At 33.7% G+C, this 14,719-nt stretch carries 16 protein-coding genes; 10 read left to right on the top strand and 6 right to left on the bottom strand.

Annotated features, from left to right (window positions below; all coding sequences use genetic code 11):
• The 3 genes from BUB95_RS04870 to BUB95_RS04860 are packed head-to-tail and all read left to right on the top strand — an operon-like array spanning position 1 to position 3,707.
• Positions 1–1,299: a UDP-glucose dehydrogenase family protein gene (locus BUB95_RS04870; protein WP_073083790.1), complete on the top strand. Its 1,299-nt coding sequence runs from the start codon at positions 1–3 to the stop codon at positions 1,297–1,299.
• Positions 1,299–2,294, top strand: a complete 996-nt coding sequence (locus BUB95_RS04865) for a UDP-glucuronic acid decarboxylase family protein (protein WP_073083788.1) — start codon at positions 1,299–1,301, stop codon at positions 2,292–2,294. The genes BUB95_RS04870 and BUB95_RS04865 overlap by 1 nt, the downstream gene beginning before the upstream one ends.
• Before the next feature lie 3 nt (positions 2,295–2,297).
• Positions 2,298–3,707 (top strand): exopolysaccharide biosynthesis polyprenyl glycosylphosphotransferase, encoded by a 1,410-nt coding sequence (locus tag BUB95_RS04860; protein WP_073083785.1) that lies wholly within the window; start codon positions 2,298–2,300, stop codon positions 3,705–3,707.
• Here the strand turns inward: BUB95_RS04860 and BUB95_RS04855 are convergent.
• Positions 3,704–4,855 carry a glycosyltransferase family 4 protein gene (locus BUB95_RS04855; protein WP_073083783.1) on the bottom strand — a complete coding sequence of 384 codons (1,152 nt, stop codon included), beginning with the start codon at positions 4,853–4,855 and terminating at the stop codon, positions 3,704–3,706. The two genes, BUB95_RS04860 and BUB95_RS04855, sit on opposite strands and share 4 nt — an antisense overlap.
• Positions 4,856–6,169 carry a phenylacetate--CoA ligase family protein gene (locus BUB95_RS04850; protein WP_073083781.1) on the bottom strand — a complete coding sequence of 438 codons (1,314 nt, stop codon included), beginning with the start codon at positions 6,167–6,169 and terminating at the stop codon, positions 4,856–4,858.
• A gap of 84 nt (positions 6,170–6,253) precedes the next feature.
• Between BUB95_RS04850 and purD the strand changes: the two genes are divergently transcribed.
• Positions 6,254–7,525, top strand: coding sequence for a phosphoribosylamine--glycine ligase (gene purD / locus BUB95_RS04845; RefSeq protein ID WP_073083779.1), 1,272 nt, complete (start codon positions 6,254–6,256; stop codon positions 7,523–7,525).
• Here the strand turns inward: purD and BUB95_RS04840 are convergent.
• On the bottom strand, positions 7,520–7,747 hold the full coding sequence (locus tag BUB95_RS04840) for a DUF6341 family protein (RefSeq protein ID WP_073083777.1): 228 nt from the start codon (positions 7,745–7,747) through the stop codon (positions 7,520–7,522). The genes purD and BUB95_RS04840 overlap by 6 nt on opposite strands.
• A 41-nt stretch (positions 7,748–7,788) precedes the next feature.
• Here BUB95_RS04840 and BUB95_RS04835 point away from each other — a divergent pair, with 41 nt between their 5' ends.
• Complete coding sequence (locus tag BUB95_RS04835) at positions 7,789–8,706, top strand: DUF6427 family protein (RefSeq protein ID WP_073083774.1); 918 nt, start codon at positions 7,789–7,791, stop codon at positions 8,704–8,706.
• Here the strand turns inward: BUB95_RS04835 and upp are convergent.
• Entirely contained in the window at positions 8,695–9,354 is a 660-nt protein-coding gene (gene upp, locus BUB95_RS04830) for a uracil phosphoribosyltransferase (protein WP_073083771.1), read from the bottom strand. The two genes, BUB95_RS04835 and upp, sit on opposite strands and share 12 nt — an antisense overlap.
• A 70-nt stretch (positions 9,355–9,424) precedes the next feature.
• On the opposite strand from upp, the gene BUB95_RS04825 reads away from it, so the two are divergent.
• Positions 9,425–10,033 carry a DUF4254 domain-containing protein gene (locus tag BUB95_RS04825; protein ID WP_073083769.1) on the top strand — a complete coding sequence of 203 codons (609 nt, stop codon included), beginning with the start codon at positions 9,425–9,427 and terminating at the stop codon, positions 10,031–10,033.
• A 115-nt stretch (positions 10,034–10,148) separates the two neighbouring features.
• Positions 10,149–11,126, top strand: coding sequence for a glycosyltransferase family 9 protein (locus BUB95_RS04820; protein ID WP_073083767.1), 978 nt, complete (start codon positions 10,149–10,151; stop codon positions 11,124–11,126).
• A gap of 21 nt (positions 11,127–11,147) precedes the next feature.
• On the opposite strand, the gene BUB95_RS04815 is transcribed toward BUB95_RS04820, so the two are convergent.
• Positions 11,148–11,717: a hypothetical protein gene (locus tag BUB95_RS04815; protein WP_073083765.1), complete on the bottom strand. Its 570-nt coding sequence runs from the start codon at positions 11,715–11,717 to the stop codon at positions 11,148–11,150.
• A gap of 142 nt (positions 11,718–11,859) precedes the next feature.
• Positions 11,860–12,918, bottom strand: coding sequence for a ferredoxin--NADP reductase (locus tag BUB95_RS04810; protein WP_073085084.1), 1,059 nt, complete (start codon positions 12,916–12,918; stop codon positions 11,860–11,862).
• A 134-nt stretch (positions 12,919–13,052) separates the two neighbouring features.
• Here BUB95_RS04810 and BUB95_RS04805 point away from each other — a divergent pair, with 134 nt between their 5' ends.
• The 3 genes from BUB95_RS04805 to BUB95_RS04795 are packed head-to-tail and all read left to right on the top strand — an operon-like array spanning position 13,053 to position 14,714.
• Positions 13,053–13,385 (top strand): PadR family transcriptional regulator, encoded by a 333-nt coding sequence (locus BUB95_RS04805; protein WP_073083763.1) that lies wholly within the window; start codon positions 13,053–13,055, stop codon positions 13,383–13,385.
• Position 13,386: 1 nt separating this feature from the next.
• A complete protein-coding gene (locus BUB95_RS04800) occupies positions 13,387–14,025 on the top strand; it encodes a hypothetical protein (protein WP_073083761.1) in 639 nt (212 codons plus the stop codon).
• On the top strand, positions 14,025–14,714 hold the full coding sequence (locus BUB95_RS04795; protein ID WP_073083758.1) for a hypothetical protein: 690 nt from the start codon (positions 14,025–14,027) through the stop codon (positions 14,712–14,714). Before BUB95_RS04800 ends, BUB95_RS04795 begins: the two co-directional genes overlap by 1 nt.
• Positions 14,715–14,719 lie beyond the last annotated feature (5 nt).

Here is a 14,719-nt window from a genome sequence, read left to right as displayed (position 1 = left end):
ATGAACATTACAGTAGTAGGGACAGGCTACGTAGGCCTTGTAACAGGAACCTGTTTAGCGGAAACAGGAAATAATGTTCTCTGTATAGATATAGATGAAAACAAGATAAAACGAATGAAAAATGGTGAGGTACCAATTTATGAACCCCATTTAGACATTCTTTTTGATAGAAATATTAAAGCTGATAGGCTAAATTTCTCAACAAATCTATCACAAGGCTTAGAGCATGGAGATATTATCTTTTTGGCTTTACCAACGCCAGAAGGCGAAGATGGTTCTGCAGATTTAAAATACGTTTTAGGAGTAGCAGAAGAAATAGGTAAACAGATAAAGGATTACAAAATAATTGTAGATAAAAGCACTGTTCCTGTAGGTACTGCAGAAAAAGTTGAAGCAGTAATTGCAAAGCACACTATCGTTGATTTTGATGTTGTAAGTAATCCGGAGTTCCTTAGAGAAGGTTTTGCTGTAGACGATTTCCTAAAGCCAGAGCGTATTATTATTGGCGCGAGTAGTGAGCGGGCTATAGAAAAGATGAAGAAGCTTTACAGGCCATATGTTAGATCTGGAAACCCTATAATAGTTATGGATGAAAAATCCGCAGAGCTTACAAAATATGCAGCAAACGCTTTCTTGGCCACTAAAATTACTTTCATGAATGAGATAGCTAATTATTGTGAGCGTGTAGGTGCTGATGTAGACAAGGTAAGAATTGGCATGGGTACTGATTCTAGAATAGGTAAGCGTTTTCTTTTTCCAGGAATAGGTTATGGCGGGTCTTGTTTTCCTAAGGATGTAAAAGCTTTGCATAAATCAGGTAAAGATTTTGATTATGACTTTAAAATATTAGATGCGGTAATAGACGTAAATCAAAGGCAGAAACGTATTTTATTACCCAAAATAAAAGCGCATTTTAGTAATAATTTAAGGGGTAAAATAATTGCAATTTGGGGTTTAGCATTTAAGCCCGAAACAGATGATATTAGAGAGGCACCTTCGTTAGAAATTATTGACGCTTTATTGACTGAAGGATGTGAAATAAACGCATATGATCCAGAGGCCATGGCTAATGTTAAAAATAAGATTGGAGACACGGTACGGTATGCTGATAATATGTATGATGCATTAAATGGTGCGGACGCATTAATTATTTGTACAGAGTGGAGCATTTTTAGGACACCTAATTTTGAAAAGCTTAAAACTCAAATGAATGAACATATTATTTTTGACGGAAGAAATCTTTATGATATCGAAGATGTCAAAAACGAAGGATTTAGATATGTTTCTATTGGTAGATAATGAATAAAGAAAAACGTGTTTTAATAACAGGCGCTGCTGGTTTTTTAGGATCTCATTTATGTGATAAATTTATTGCTCAAGGGTTTTCTGTAATTGGAATGGATAATTTCATTACAGGGGATAAAAAAAACATAAGTCATTTATCAAATCATCCAAACTTTACTTTTATAGAGCATGATGTCACAGAGTTTATAAAAATTGAAGGACAACTTGACTATATTCTTCATTTTGCATCACCCGCTAGCCCAATAGACTACTTAAAGATTCCGATACAGACATTAAAAGTGGGCTCTTTAGGCACACATAATTTACTAGGATTAGCAAAAGCAAAAAATGCAAGAATCTTAATAGCCTCAACATCAGAAGTTTATGGTGACCCACTAGTGCACCCACAACCCGAATCATATTTTGGTAATGTAAGCACCATTGGACCTAGAGGTGTTTATGACGAAGCCAAACGTTTTCAAGAATCTATAACAATGGCCTATCATAGATTTCATGGATTAGAAGTTCGTATCGTTAGAATATTTAACACATATGGACCAAGAATGAGACTTAATGACGGACGTGTTATACCTGCTTTTATGGGGCAGATTTTAAGAGGAGAGGATTTAACGGTTTTTGGAGACGGCCTACAAACAAGATCATTTTGTTATGTAGATGATCAGGTAGAAGGCATATACAGACTTTTATTTTCTGATTATTCTGAGCCGGTTAATATTGGTAATCCTAATGAAATTACGATTCTAGATTTTGCTGAAGAAATTATAAAACTATCGAATTCAAATCAGAAGATAGTTTTTAAACCACTTCCTCAAGACGACCCCATTCAAAGACAGCCAGATATTAGTTTGGCAAAACGTTTACTAGATTGGGAACCTAAAGTAATACGTGAAATTGGGATGAAAATTACGTTTAATTATTTTAAAGGTTTAAGTCATGACGAATTATATAAGAAAGAACACAAAGATTTCTCAAGTTATAATAAGCATTAAAAAATGAGTTACATAAGAGGCAGATTTTCTTGGTTATTGAGACCTGCACTCATATGTTTCGATATTGCAGTAATTATCTTTTTTGCTTCCTATTTTATCGATTTTAAAACTTTTGGACTACCATATTGGTCTATTGGGTTTTTAAAAAGTAAGGCTACTGTTTTTGTGTTTTATGTATCCTTGTTATGGTTAATTTCTGCCTTCAATATTAAATTTTATAATGTATACAGGTACACAACCTCTCTTAATATATTAAGCTTACTGGCTAAGCAATTTTTTATATTCTCTATAATTGTCTTCGCATTTATTGGGCTATACAGAAGCATAGAAATCAATAAAATTACAATTCTCAAATATCTTATTTTTAGTATTTCGGCTATTGGTATTGCTAAGTTTTTAATGTTTTATGGACTTAGAACTTATCGAAGATATCTAAATGGAAATCACAGACAGGTTTTGATAATTGGAGATACTGCAGCTGCAAAAGAACTTCAAAACTTTTTTAAGAATAAAGAAAAATACGGATATGACTTGCTCGGTGTCTACAGCGATATAAAATCACCAGACATTAGCGGAAGTGTCAAAGACGCTTTAAATTTTGTTTCAAAAAACGAATCTATTGATGAAATATATTGCGCCATGGATGAGCTTACAGAAACGCAGATAAACACCTTTGTAAAGTATGCAGAACTAAATAAATTCAATATTAAGTTTATTCCTAAAACATCTAATTTCTTAAACAAGCGTTTAAAGACAGACTTCTATAATTACCTGCCGGTGATGTCTATTCAAGAAGTAGCGTTAAACAGCCCTTTTAATCGTGTCTTAAAACGGGCGTTTGATGTTATCTTCTCTCTTCTTGTTATCGTTTTTGTATTATCATGGATGAGCGTCATACTTTTTATTCTCGTAAAATTAGAATCTAAAGGACCACTTTTTTATAAGCACAAACGTAATGGAATTAACTATAAAGAGTTTGATTGCTATAAATTTAGGTCTTTGAGAGTCAACTCATCCGAGAAAGAAGATTACGTTAAGAAACAAGATAATAGAGTTACAAAGGTTGGTAAGTTTTTAAGACGAACAAGTTTAGATGAGCTACCACAATTTATTAACGTTCTTAAGGGAGAAATGTCGGTAGTTGGTCCTCGACCCCATATGCTAGCCTATACTGAAGCTTACTCAAAAAAAATTGACACTTACAATTTTATCTTTAGACATAATGTAAAGCCAGGAATTACTGGTCTCGCACAAGTTAAAGGCTTTAGAGGAGAAATTAAGTCTGATGAGGACATCATTAACCGAGTGAAATATGATATTTTTTATATCGAAAACTGGTCGGTTTTACTAGATTTAGATATTATTGGCAAAACCATTTTATCGATTATTAAAGGCGACGAAAAAGCATATTAAAGCTTTGAAATGAGTCTCTCAAGCTGACCTGAAACATCGAAATTATCTATTGCAGTTTTCTGAATCTCTCTTTTTGAATCGATATCAAAATCCGATAGCTTTAATTTTGAAATAACAGCATTCAAAGCATTGTAATTTCCTGCTTCAGCAACCCATCCCAAACCATTTTGTTTAACGATGCGCTCACCTTCACCACCACCAAAATAGATAATTGGCAGGCCTAAACGCGAATATTCAAATATTTTTGAAGGTACAGCACCATAAATTCTATGCTTTAGCGGAATTATAGTAGCGTCATACTTTAACAACTCTTGATGCAAGACAGCTCTGGAAACACTACCATGAAATGTAATTGGTAACTCTGAGTTACTCTCAATGAAAGTTTTTAAAGATTCTTCTTCTGCCCCAGAACCATAAATATGAAATTCAATATTGCTATAGTCTAATTTTTTTGCTAGGCGAACAATATCTTGTGCTATACCAAGTAGACCTGCATATACAATTCTAATTTTACCTAAAGTTGAAGTGTTTTTTGTTTCAATTTTAGGAGGTTCAAAATCTGGATAATTTCTGAAGAGTAGCGTTTCTTTTTCTGGTACAATAGTTTTTATATGCGACAATATTTCTTCACTTTGACCTAGAATTAAATCGGCTTTTCTGTAGTTGTAACGTTCAATCTTAAGCAATAAATTGTAGCCAAAACCTTTTTTAACGGCGTTGAGTTCAAGAGCAGATTTTGGCCATAAATCACTCACGTTGAGTATTAATTGGTGCTTTTTTCGACTTAAAAATAGTAGCGACGTAAAGGCAACAAAAAGTGGCGGCGAATTAACGATGACAGTTTTAGGAATGCGGTGCCATAAAAAATACCAAACAATACTTAAGCTAAAAGATAGCATCGAAAATAAGCGAACAAATTTATTTTTAGATTTAGACGGATAAAGCCACAAACGGTTAACGGTGACATTATCCATAGTTTCCTTTTTATTGTAATTCTCAAAAACTTTTCCTGTCGGGTAATTCGGTAAAGGGCAGACAACTGTGACTTTGAAATCTTCAGAAAGTGATTTTGCCAGCTGAAAGATTCTATTGGATGCAGCACCCATTTCTGGAGGAAAGTAGTTAGATATAATTAGGATTTCCTTCATTTAAGATGTTACGTAGGATGTAAATTGTTTCAGTTTACCACTTTTTGAACGATTCAATGTTTCAAATCGTTCAAAAGTAATGTTTATTCCATCTTCTAGGTATTGAGTCATGGCTTTACTTATGGTTTCTTTTTGAGAGATAGAGAGTTCTACTCTAGAAACATAACTGACCTTAAATAGATGAGGTTTTAATTGTTCAATAATAAATTCTTTTACATCACCATCATCTTCAATAATACTTTTTGTAATGTAGTAAAATGTTAGTCCAGCCGCTTTTTTTCCACTAGGCAAAACGGCAATATCATTTGTGCGTCCAATAAGCTTTTCTAATATAGGTTTTCTTAAGGTACTGTCTTTAGAAAGTATACCTATATCACCTATATCGTATCTAATAAAAGGTGAGGCTTTGTTGTATAGCGAAGTAATTACTAATCTGCCTTCTTCACCGTAAGGCAACGGTTTGTTCTTTTCATCTAAAACTTCAACAAAAAGGGTTTCGCTGTTAACTTGCCATTCTCCTTGTGGGTTTTCAAAAGCAATTAAATCTAACTCGGATGCGCCATACTCATTTACTACAGGAACACCAAATTGTTTTTGCATCACTATTTTATCGCTATCAAAGAGCATTTCAGAAGTAACGATGCAAACATTTAAAGATGGGCAAACTTCCTTTAAAACAACATTTTTTTGTTTCAAAAACTTAGCAAATTGTACTATGGGGCTTGTGTAGCCATTTATGTATTCAAAAGATGTTTTTTCAAATTTTTTAAGGCATTTCTCAAAAGCATCATCGCTTAAATCAAAAACTGAAAACCGAAAACGCTTTGCCAGAACATCTTTTAAACGCTCTTTATAATATCCTTTTTTATCTAACGGAATTCCGTAAAACCGAGCTTGCTTAGAGGTGTTAAAATCTATATTGTACCAAGAGAAGCGGTCTATGATTTGCGCCCACGTTAGTGCATGACAAAATTTGTCTTTTGCGAAATAAAAGGGGTCGCCTGATGCACCAGAAGTTTTATCGATGTAGATATTTTTTTTATGAAATCCATCGGAGAGAATATGAGACAAAGGTTGTTGTAAATCCTTTTTAGTCATTATGGGTACAGAATTCCAATCACTCAAATCAATATCTTTCCCTTTAGATTTGTAAAATGAATTGTGCGCTAAATGATATTCTAAGATAGCTTTCCTTTGGTGTACTATACAAGCTTCAAACTCAGTATCATTTTTATCTTGAATTTCAGACAACACGCGTTTTGCCTTGTCAATTGCAAAGCCTTTTAGTCGTAGAGTAAGGTCAAATAATCCCAAAAAATATGGAGCCAAAAGGTTTATGTAAATTAATTGTTTTTTAAGCGTAAAAGCAATTATTTTTGTGCAAACAACACACGACACATGAATATTTTAGTACTTGGTTCTGGCGGAAGAGAACACACATTTGCATGGAAAATAGCGCAAAGTCCACTTTGTAAGTCGCTTTTTGTTACACCAGGAAATTCTGGAACTTCTAGAATAGCTATAAATCTTCCAATAGCTGTAACAGATTTTCAAGCGATTAAAAATGCTGTTGTAGAAAACAAAATTGACATGGTTGTTGTTGGACCAGAAGACCCTTTAGTTGAAGGAATTCATGATTTTTTCTTAAATGACGATACCTTAAAACACGTTACAGTGATTGGTCCGCAAAAAGCAGCAGCAGAACTCGAAGGTAGTAAGGAATTTGCCAAAAAGTTTATGATGCGTCACAATATTCCAACCGCTGCTTACGAGAGCTTTACAGCAGCTAATTTAGAAGAAGGCTATGCTTTTCTAGAAAAGTTACAAGCACCATATGTACTAAAAGCTGATGGTCTAGCAGCAGGAAAAGGGGTTTTAATTCTTAATGATTTGGAAGAAGCTAAAACGGAGCTCAAACACATGCTTGTAGATTCTAAATTTGGAAATGCCAGCACTAAAGTCGTCATTGAAGAGTTTTTACATGGGATTGAGTTAAGTTGTTTTGTGTTAACTGATGGTAAAGATTACAAAATTCTACCAACAGCAAAAGATTATAAACGAATTGGCGAAGGCGATACAGGCTTAAATACTGGCGGAATGGGAGCGATTTCTCCCGTACCATTTGCTACTGACGATTTTTTACAGAAGATTGAAACAAGAATTGTAAAGCCGACTATTGAAGGTTTAAAAAAAGATAATCTGCCTTATGTAGGCTTTGTTTTTATAGGGCTTATAAAAGTTGGTGATGATCCAAAAGTTATTGAATACAACGTGCGTATGGGTGATCCAGAAACAGAAGTTGTACTACCGAGATTAAAAACAGATATCGTTGAGATTTTTAAAGCGATGGGCAATGAAACACTCTCGGAAATTAACTTAGACATCGATTCACGAGCTGCAACCACAATAATGCTGGTCTCAGGTGGATATCCTGAAGCTTATGAAAAAGGCAAAGAAATTTTTGGTCTAGAAACTATTGAAGATTCTATACCTTTTCATGCAGGAGCTCAACTAAAAGACGGTAAAATAGTAACTTCTGGAGGTAGAGTAATGGCAATTACGTCTTTTGGAGAAACTTATCAAGAGGCCATAAAAAAATCTTATCAAAACATAGATAAACTATGTTTTGATAAGATGTATTTTAGAAAAGATATTGGTTTTGACCTATAAGTAAGAGTGAGCCGAAACACTTTTATCTTCTTCGTTGTTATCGTTATATTTTTTAAGCTCTAGCATCCAATATACAAATGCTAAAAAGCCAATTATCATAAAAATCCATGATATTGTATTGGCTCCCCACCAGTTAGTTAACTCTAATTCTCTTAACCAATCTAATGGCGCAAAAAGTACATCAACAAATAAATCTTGTATTCCGTAAAAGAAATCCTTCATAACTTTAATAAATTTACGAAGCAAAAATACAAAAACTGTAAATGATTACAAGCATTTTTAGTAAATCTAAACCTTTCAACTTAGTTGCTGTTGCTATTATGGTTGTAATTGCTTTTGCGCTTCACATTTACTCTCAAATAAATTCTGAAGATTTTTCATTTAATTTTAAGCCTGTAGCGCTCCTCTTAGGACTTTTTTATGTTTTTATCACAGACTTCATAATTGCAAAAAACGACCTCACTAAACGCCATAGCTATGGCGTTATGGTATTGGGGTTACTGTTCTTGGTATTTCCAGAAGTGTTTTCAAACACAAATATTTTAACAGCTAATCTTCTGGTATTGTTTGCCTTGCGCAGATTGTTAAGCTTGCATTCTAATCGCGATTTAATAAAGAAATTTTTTGATGCCGCTTTTTGGATTGGGTTAGCAGCCTTATTTTACTCGTGGGCGATATTATACTTAATTGTTTTGTTTGTTGCATTAGTATATTATTGGCAAAATGAAGTAAAACATATAGCCGTGTCTTTATTTGGGCTATTTACAGTAATTCTTCTTTTAGTTATTTATAATATCATTCTGAATGATGAATTTTTCTTAGCAAGTAATTTTAGTATCACTTTTAGTTTAGATTTTTCAGGGTATAATTCGTTTTCAAGCATTTCAAGATTGGCGGTAGTGGCTACGATATACATATGGAGTTTGGTTTTTTATTTAAAAAGCATTTCAGAAAAGAATAAGAAAATAAGACCAGCTCATTTATTAGTTATTGTGGCTTCAATTGTTGCAATAGCAATAGCAATTATTTCGCCAATTAAAAATGGAAGTGAGTATGTGTTTTTATTAGTTCCTCTTACAATAATAACTGCGAATTATATAGAAACTATTGAAGAAAACTGGTTTAGAGAGATTTTTGTAATACTTCTAATTGCGGTGTCGGTTGTAAATCTACTGCTGTAGTTTTTCTCCAAATGCCAAATCACCAGCATCACCAAGTCCAGGAATAATATAACCTTTACTATTAAGTTCTTGGTCAATAGCAGCAATCCATAAATGACAGTTAGAACCGAAATTTTCTGAAACAAAATCCACACCTTTTTGTGCCCCAATAACACTAACCAAATGAATCTCCTTTGGTGTGCCAAAAGGTTTTAAAGCTTCAAAAGTAGCGACCATAGATTGTCCTGTAGCCAACATTGGGTCTGCTAAAATAAGTGTCTTGTTTTCCAAACTAGGACAAGCCAAGTACTCTACAACGATATCAAAACTTTCTGGGTTTTCTTTGTGTTGTCTGTAAGCTGAAGTAAATGCATTTTCCGCTGTATCAAAGTAGTTAAGTAAGCCGTTATGCAGCGGAACTCCGGCTCTTAAGATAGAGCAGAGAACTATGTCTTTTTGGTGAAGTTGTAATTGTAAACTATCAAGCGGAGTTGTAATTTTTTCAGAATTATATTGAAGGGATTTGCTCAACTCATAACCTAAGATTTCACCGATGCGCTCAATATTTCTTCTAAAACGCATAGAATCTTTTTGAATCACTTCATCTCTAATTTCAGCAAGAAATGTGTTTAAGATTGATGGTGTTTCAGAAAGATGATGAATGTGCATAAGGCTGGATGAGTATTGAGTATTCAAAGTTAATAATTCAAACTATATTTGCAGAACTAAATTTTTTACAATGTTTTCAGAAAAAGCAAACTCTATATTTCAAGACGTTATTAAAACGTATAAAGTATTAAATACCGTTGACCAACCGTTTACAAATAAGTATGACAAGAATGACGATTTAATCGCTCATTTATTATACAGAAAATGTTGGATAGACACTGTACAATGGGCATACGAAGATATTATCAGAGATCCAAATATAGACCCAGTTGCTGCTTTAAAATTAAAGCGAATGATTGATGCGTCTAACCAAGACCGTACAGATACGGTAGAATATATAGATAGCTACTTTCTTGACAAATACAAAGATGTAGAGGTAAAGGTAAACGCTAAAATAAATTCTGAAAGTCCTGCGTGGGCAATCGACCGCTTGTCTATTTTGGCACTTAAAATTTACCATATGCATTTAGAGACCGTTCGCGAAGATGCAAGTGATAGTCATAAAGCGGCTTGCCAGAAAAAACTAGATGTTTTATTGGAGCAACGTGTGGACTTAAGCACAGCCATTGACGATTTGTTGACAGATATCGCCAGCGGCGATAAGTATATGAAAGTGTACAAGCAAATGAAAATGTACAACGATGATGAGCTTAACCCAGTGTTGCGCGGGCAGAAGTAAAATTTTTTTTAAATGTTTGTCATGCTGAACTCGTTTCAGCATCTCATTCTGTTTATGAGATAAAAATGTAGTGGCAAAAACTCCAAAGCATATCGTTGTTTTCCGTTTCTCAGCCATGGGCGATGTTGCTATGTCTGTGCCAGTCGTACGTGCATTAACTCAGCAATATCCAGATTTAAAAGTCACCGTTGTAACAAGAAAATTTTTTAAGCCATTTTTTAGAGGGTTAAAGAATGTTACTGTTTTTGAAGCCGATTTAAAGGGAAAACATAAAGGCATCCTTGGGCTTTATAAATTATCGAAAGAATTAAAGATATTAAAGTTTGATACCGTAGCAGACATTCACAACGTCTTACGAACTAAGATTTTAAAATTTTTTATCGGCGGAAATTTTAAGCAAATAGACAAAGGCCGAAACGAAAAGAAGGCGTTAGTTTCAGGCGAAATCTTCCAGCAATTAAAAACCACACCCCAACGTTATGCCGATGTTTTTGAAGCGTTAGGTTTCCCAATAGATTTATCTAATCCAAGTTTTACTGAAAAAGTTAGTTTAAATGAAAAGTTGAGAAACTTCATTTCTAATAAGGATTTACCAATTATTGGCATTGCGCCTTTTGCAGCGTTTGAAGGTAAAATGTATCCGCTAGAGCAAATGAAATTAGTGATTAATCAACTTTCTAAAACAAACAATATTATTCTTTTTGGAGGTGGAAATTCTGAGGTTCTTCAGCTAAATCAGATTGAAGCCCAAACACCAAACACCAAAACTGTTGCGGGAAAATTGAGTTTAGACGAAGAATTAGACCTTATTCCTAATCTAGATGTGATGTTAGCCATGGATTCTGGAAATGCGCATATGGCTGCCATGCTTGGTGTAAAAGTGGTTACCATTTGGGGCGTAACACATCCGTTTGCTGGTTTTGCTCCGTTTAATCAACCAAAGGATTATGCTTTAGTTGCAGATAGAAATCAATACCCGAAAATTCCAACATCTATCTACGGCAATAAACAACCCGAAGGCTATGAAAATGCTGCTGGTAGCGTTTCGGTAGATGCTGTAGTTAAAAAGATTGGAGATGTTTTAGATGCGTAATTACAAATTATTAGAAAGCTATTAATTCTTCTTCTGGTATAGTTCAATAGCTTTAACGTAGTTTATGGCACCCATCATGCTCATATCATTTACAAAACCATCAAGTTTTGGATGATTTTTGGCAACCCAATTTACTAGACTATCTTTTTTTGATGTCCAGATATTCCAATTAACATCAATATAATCTAAGTCTTTAATTTTTTCAATCTTACCATTTTTGAATGAAATTTCAAGCTGGTATACCAAAGGATTATTTTCTAAAAAGGCATTCCGGATACAATTTTGTGATACAGTGGCAATAACTTTTTCATTTGTTTCGACTGCTTTTAAAATATTGTATTTTGATTGAAAAACAGAATCCCATTTATATTGCTGGTAAAGACTTTCTCGGCTATATGGCATTATAAAATCACCGGAAATTAAAGTAATACTGTCGCTTACTTGTTTTTTAAGCGCATTAAAATTTCCTTGAGTTCGAGCTTCAAAATAGTTGTTAACTGTCGCAATAGGATTTGCCTTTTGCTTGTTACAGCTTGTAAATAGCGCAACTATTATTAGATAAACAAAACAATACAGAATCTTAACTTTCATTCAATGATTTTTGTTCAATTTAAGAAAAGAAATAAACTTATTGATTGCCACTTTGACTTAGCTCAGTAACAAATATGTTTAAATAAATCTCCAATCGAAACAGTGTTTCTCTTCCTTTTGGAAGAGATTAAGAGATAGGTTCTTACACATCATCATAATCCACAACTACCTTCGGTGTTGTAGGATGCGCCTGGCAAGTGAGAATTAAACCTTCGGCAACTTCGTTATCCGTTAAGATATTGTTTTGTCGCATAGTAGCTTCACCTTCAGTAATTCTTGCAATACAGCTACTGCAGATGCCACCTTGGCAAGAGTATGGTGCATCCACATCTTGTTTTAGAGCTGCATCAAGAATTGTGGTGTCTTGGTTCATTTCAAACTCAAACTCTTCATCATCAACGATAACTTTAAGTTGTGTTTTTCCGTTTCCAATCTCAGTAGAAGTATCGGCTTCAGTTTCTGTTGGCGCCGTAAATAATTCAAAGAAAATCTGCTTTTCTTTAATATTGTTTTCTAGAAGCACATCTTTTACAACATGAATCATGGCTTCTGGCCCACATAAATAGAAGCTGTCTATGGTAACACCTTTGTACTTGTTTTTTACAATGAGATTTACAGTACTTTTTTCGATACGTCCAAAAAGTGCATCTTCTTCTTGAGCTTGACTGTAAATAAAGTGCACATGAAAACGATTGCCAAAGGTTTGCGTTAATTCTAACAAGTCCTTCGCAAACATAGCATCCTTGAGACGTTTGTTTCCGTAAACTAAAATAAAATTACTAAAAGGCTCGTCTTCCAATAAGGTTTTAGCGATACTTAAAATTGGTGTTATTCCACTACCAGCAGCAAATGCAGCAACAGTTCTTGTTTTGGCATCGTTAGCTTCAAAAACAAAGCGACCATTGGGTTCGGCGACCTCTAAAACGTCTCCTGCATTTAGTTTTTCATTAGTATAAACCGAGAATGTTCCGTTTTCAACAGCTTTTACTGCTACCGTTAAATTACCACTACTTACCGAAGAGCAAATAGAGTAATCGCGACGAATATCTTCGCCATTGATTTCGGTTTTTAAAGTAATGTACTGCCCAGCTTTGAACTTAAAATTTTCCTCTAAGTTTTCAGGAATATCAAAAGTAATGGCTACTGATTTTTCAGTAACACGGTCAATAGATTTTATAGAAAGGGTATGAAATTGTGCCATAGCAAAAGTTTTTGGCGAAGATACATAATACATCACTTAAACTAAGGACATTCAAAGGATGTAGATTTTAAAATTTTCTTAAAAAATGAATACCTAAGAAACTTATACATAAGAAAATTATGTATATTTGTTTTATGAGTAATTCAAAATTATATAAAGGTAGTTTAACCACGATTATTCTGAAGTTATTAAACGAAAACGACAGAATGTACGGTTACGAAATTACCCAAAAGGTAAAGGCATTGACTAAAGGCGAACTTAATATTACTGAAGGCGCATTGTATCCAGCATTGCACAAACTTGAGGCCGAAGGCTTACTAGATGTAGAGGTTGCTAAAGTCGATAACCGCTTGCGCAAGTATTACAAACTTACAGAAAACGGCACCAAAGAAACGGTAAACAAGTTGGAAGAACTAGCCGAGTATATTAAAACGATGCAAGCATTGGTAAATCCTAAACTGGCATAAAATGAAAGTAACTAAGGAAGAAATACAGCGTATTGATAATTATTTAAAAGAAGGAGGTATAAAATATTGGGATGTACGTCTCGAGATGGTAGATCATTTAGTATCGGATGTCGAGTCATATGAAGGTTCAGCAGATTTTGAGACACTTTTTAAGCAAAGCCTTATCAACGCAAATTGGCACAATAATCTTAAAGCTGTTAACTCTCAAAGTTGGAAATCTACAAATAAGATTTACAGAAAAAAACATTCAAAAGAAATAATATCAGTAATCAAGAATCCTGTGAATTTAATTTTCTTTATTCTTTTTTATTTAGGGATTAATTGGATTGCACAGTCATTTCCTAAAGTATTAAAACCATTGTTTTTTGTTGTGTTGTTTTTACCATTTGTAATAATGACTTATGAATTTATAAAATCATGGTTAAAAAAACTAGGTAGGTCTGTAAATATGGACTATGGATTTTTTTATTTTTCTTTTGGAATATTCATAACCAATTTACCAATACAACTCATTCCAAAAACGCAATTGTCTATATGGCTACCTATAATTTTAACTTTATACCTAATAGTTATGTTTGCAGGATATAGAGTTTATAAATATGCTCTTAAAAAAGTACTCATAATGAAAAGTGTAAATTAATGAAACTTAACAACCCCCAAATACAAGATCTTTACGCTTTTACTAGAAAACATTTTGTTGAGCATTACGATTTACAAACCGAGCTCGTAGACCATTTGGCAAACGATATTGAAAATATGTGGACGGAGAATCCAAATCTTTCTTTTGAAGACGCAAGAGATAAGGCGTTTAAAAAGTTTGGCATTTTTGGTTTTATGGAGCCTATAGAACAGAAGCAAAAGGCTATGGGTAAACGTTATAGAAAATACCTCTGGCAAGAGCTAAAACAATGGTTTCGAATACCGCAAATAGTAATTACTATAAGCATCTTTTTTATTTTATACATCACCTTTTCATCAGAATATGCAGAGGCATTTTCTATAATACTATATGTCTTAGCTGCAACTTACAGTGGTTATAAGGCGTTTAAACTCAACCGTTATTACAAAAAGAGACAAGACATTTCGGGTAAAAAATGGCTACTAGAAGAAATTATATTTAGGCAAGCCAGTGCAACAGGACTTGTTTTATTGTCTCAAATGTACTCTACAGTTCACCTTTCTAACGGAGCATTAACCAATACGTATTTACTCCTCGTAGCTTGTACTTTATTTACGGTCTTAATTTTAGTGAGTTATATAAGTTTTGAACTTATACCAAATAAAGCAGAAGATTTGTTAAAAGAAACCTATCCAGAATTTATTGTGTAACAAAA

It is taken from the genome of Winogradskyella jejuensis (assembly GCF_900129745.1).
Classification (GTDB): domain Bacteria; phylum Bacteroidota; class Bacteroidia; order Flavobacteriales; family Flavobacteriaceae; genus Winogradskyella; species Winogradskyella jejuensis.
This window is presented reverse-complemented; position numbering and strand designations above follow the sequence as displayed.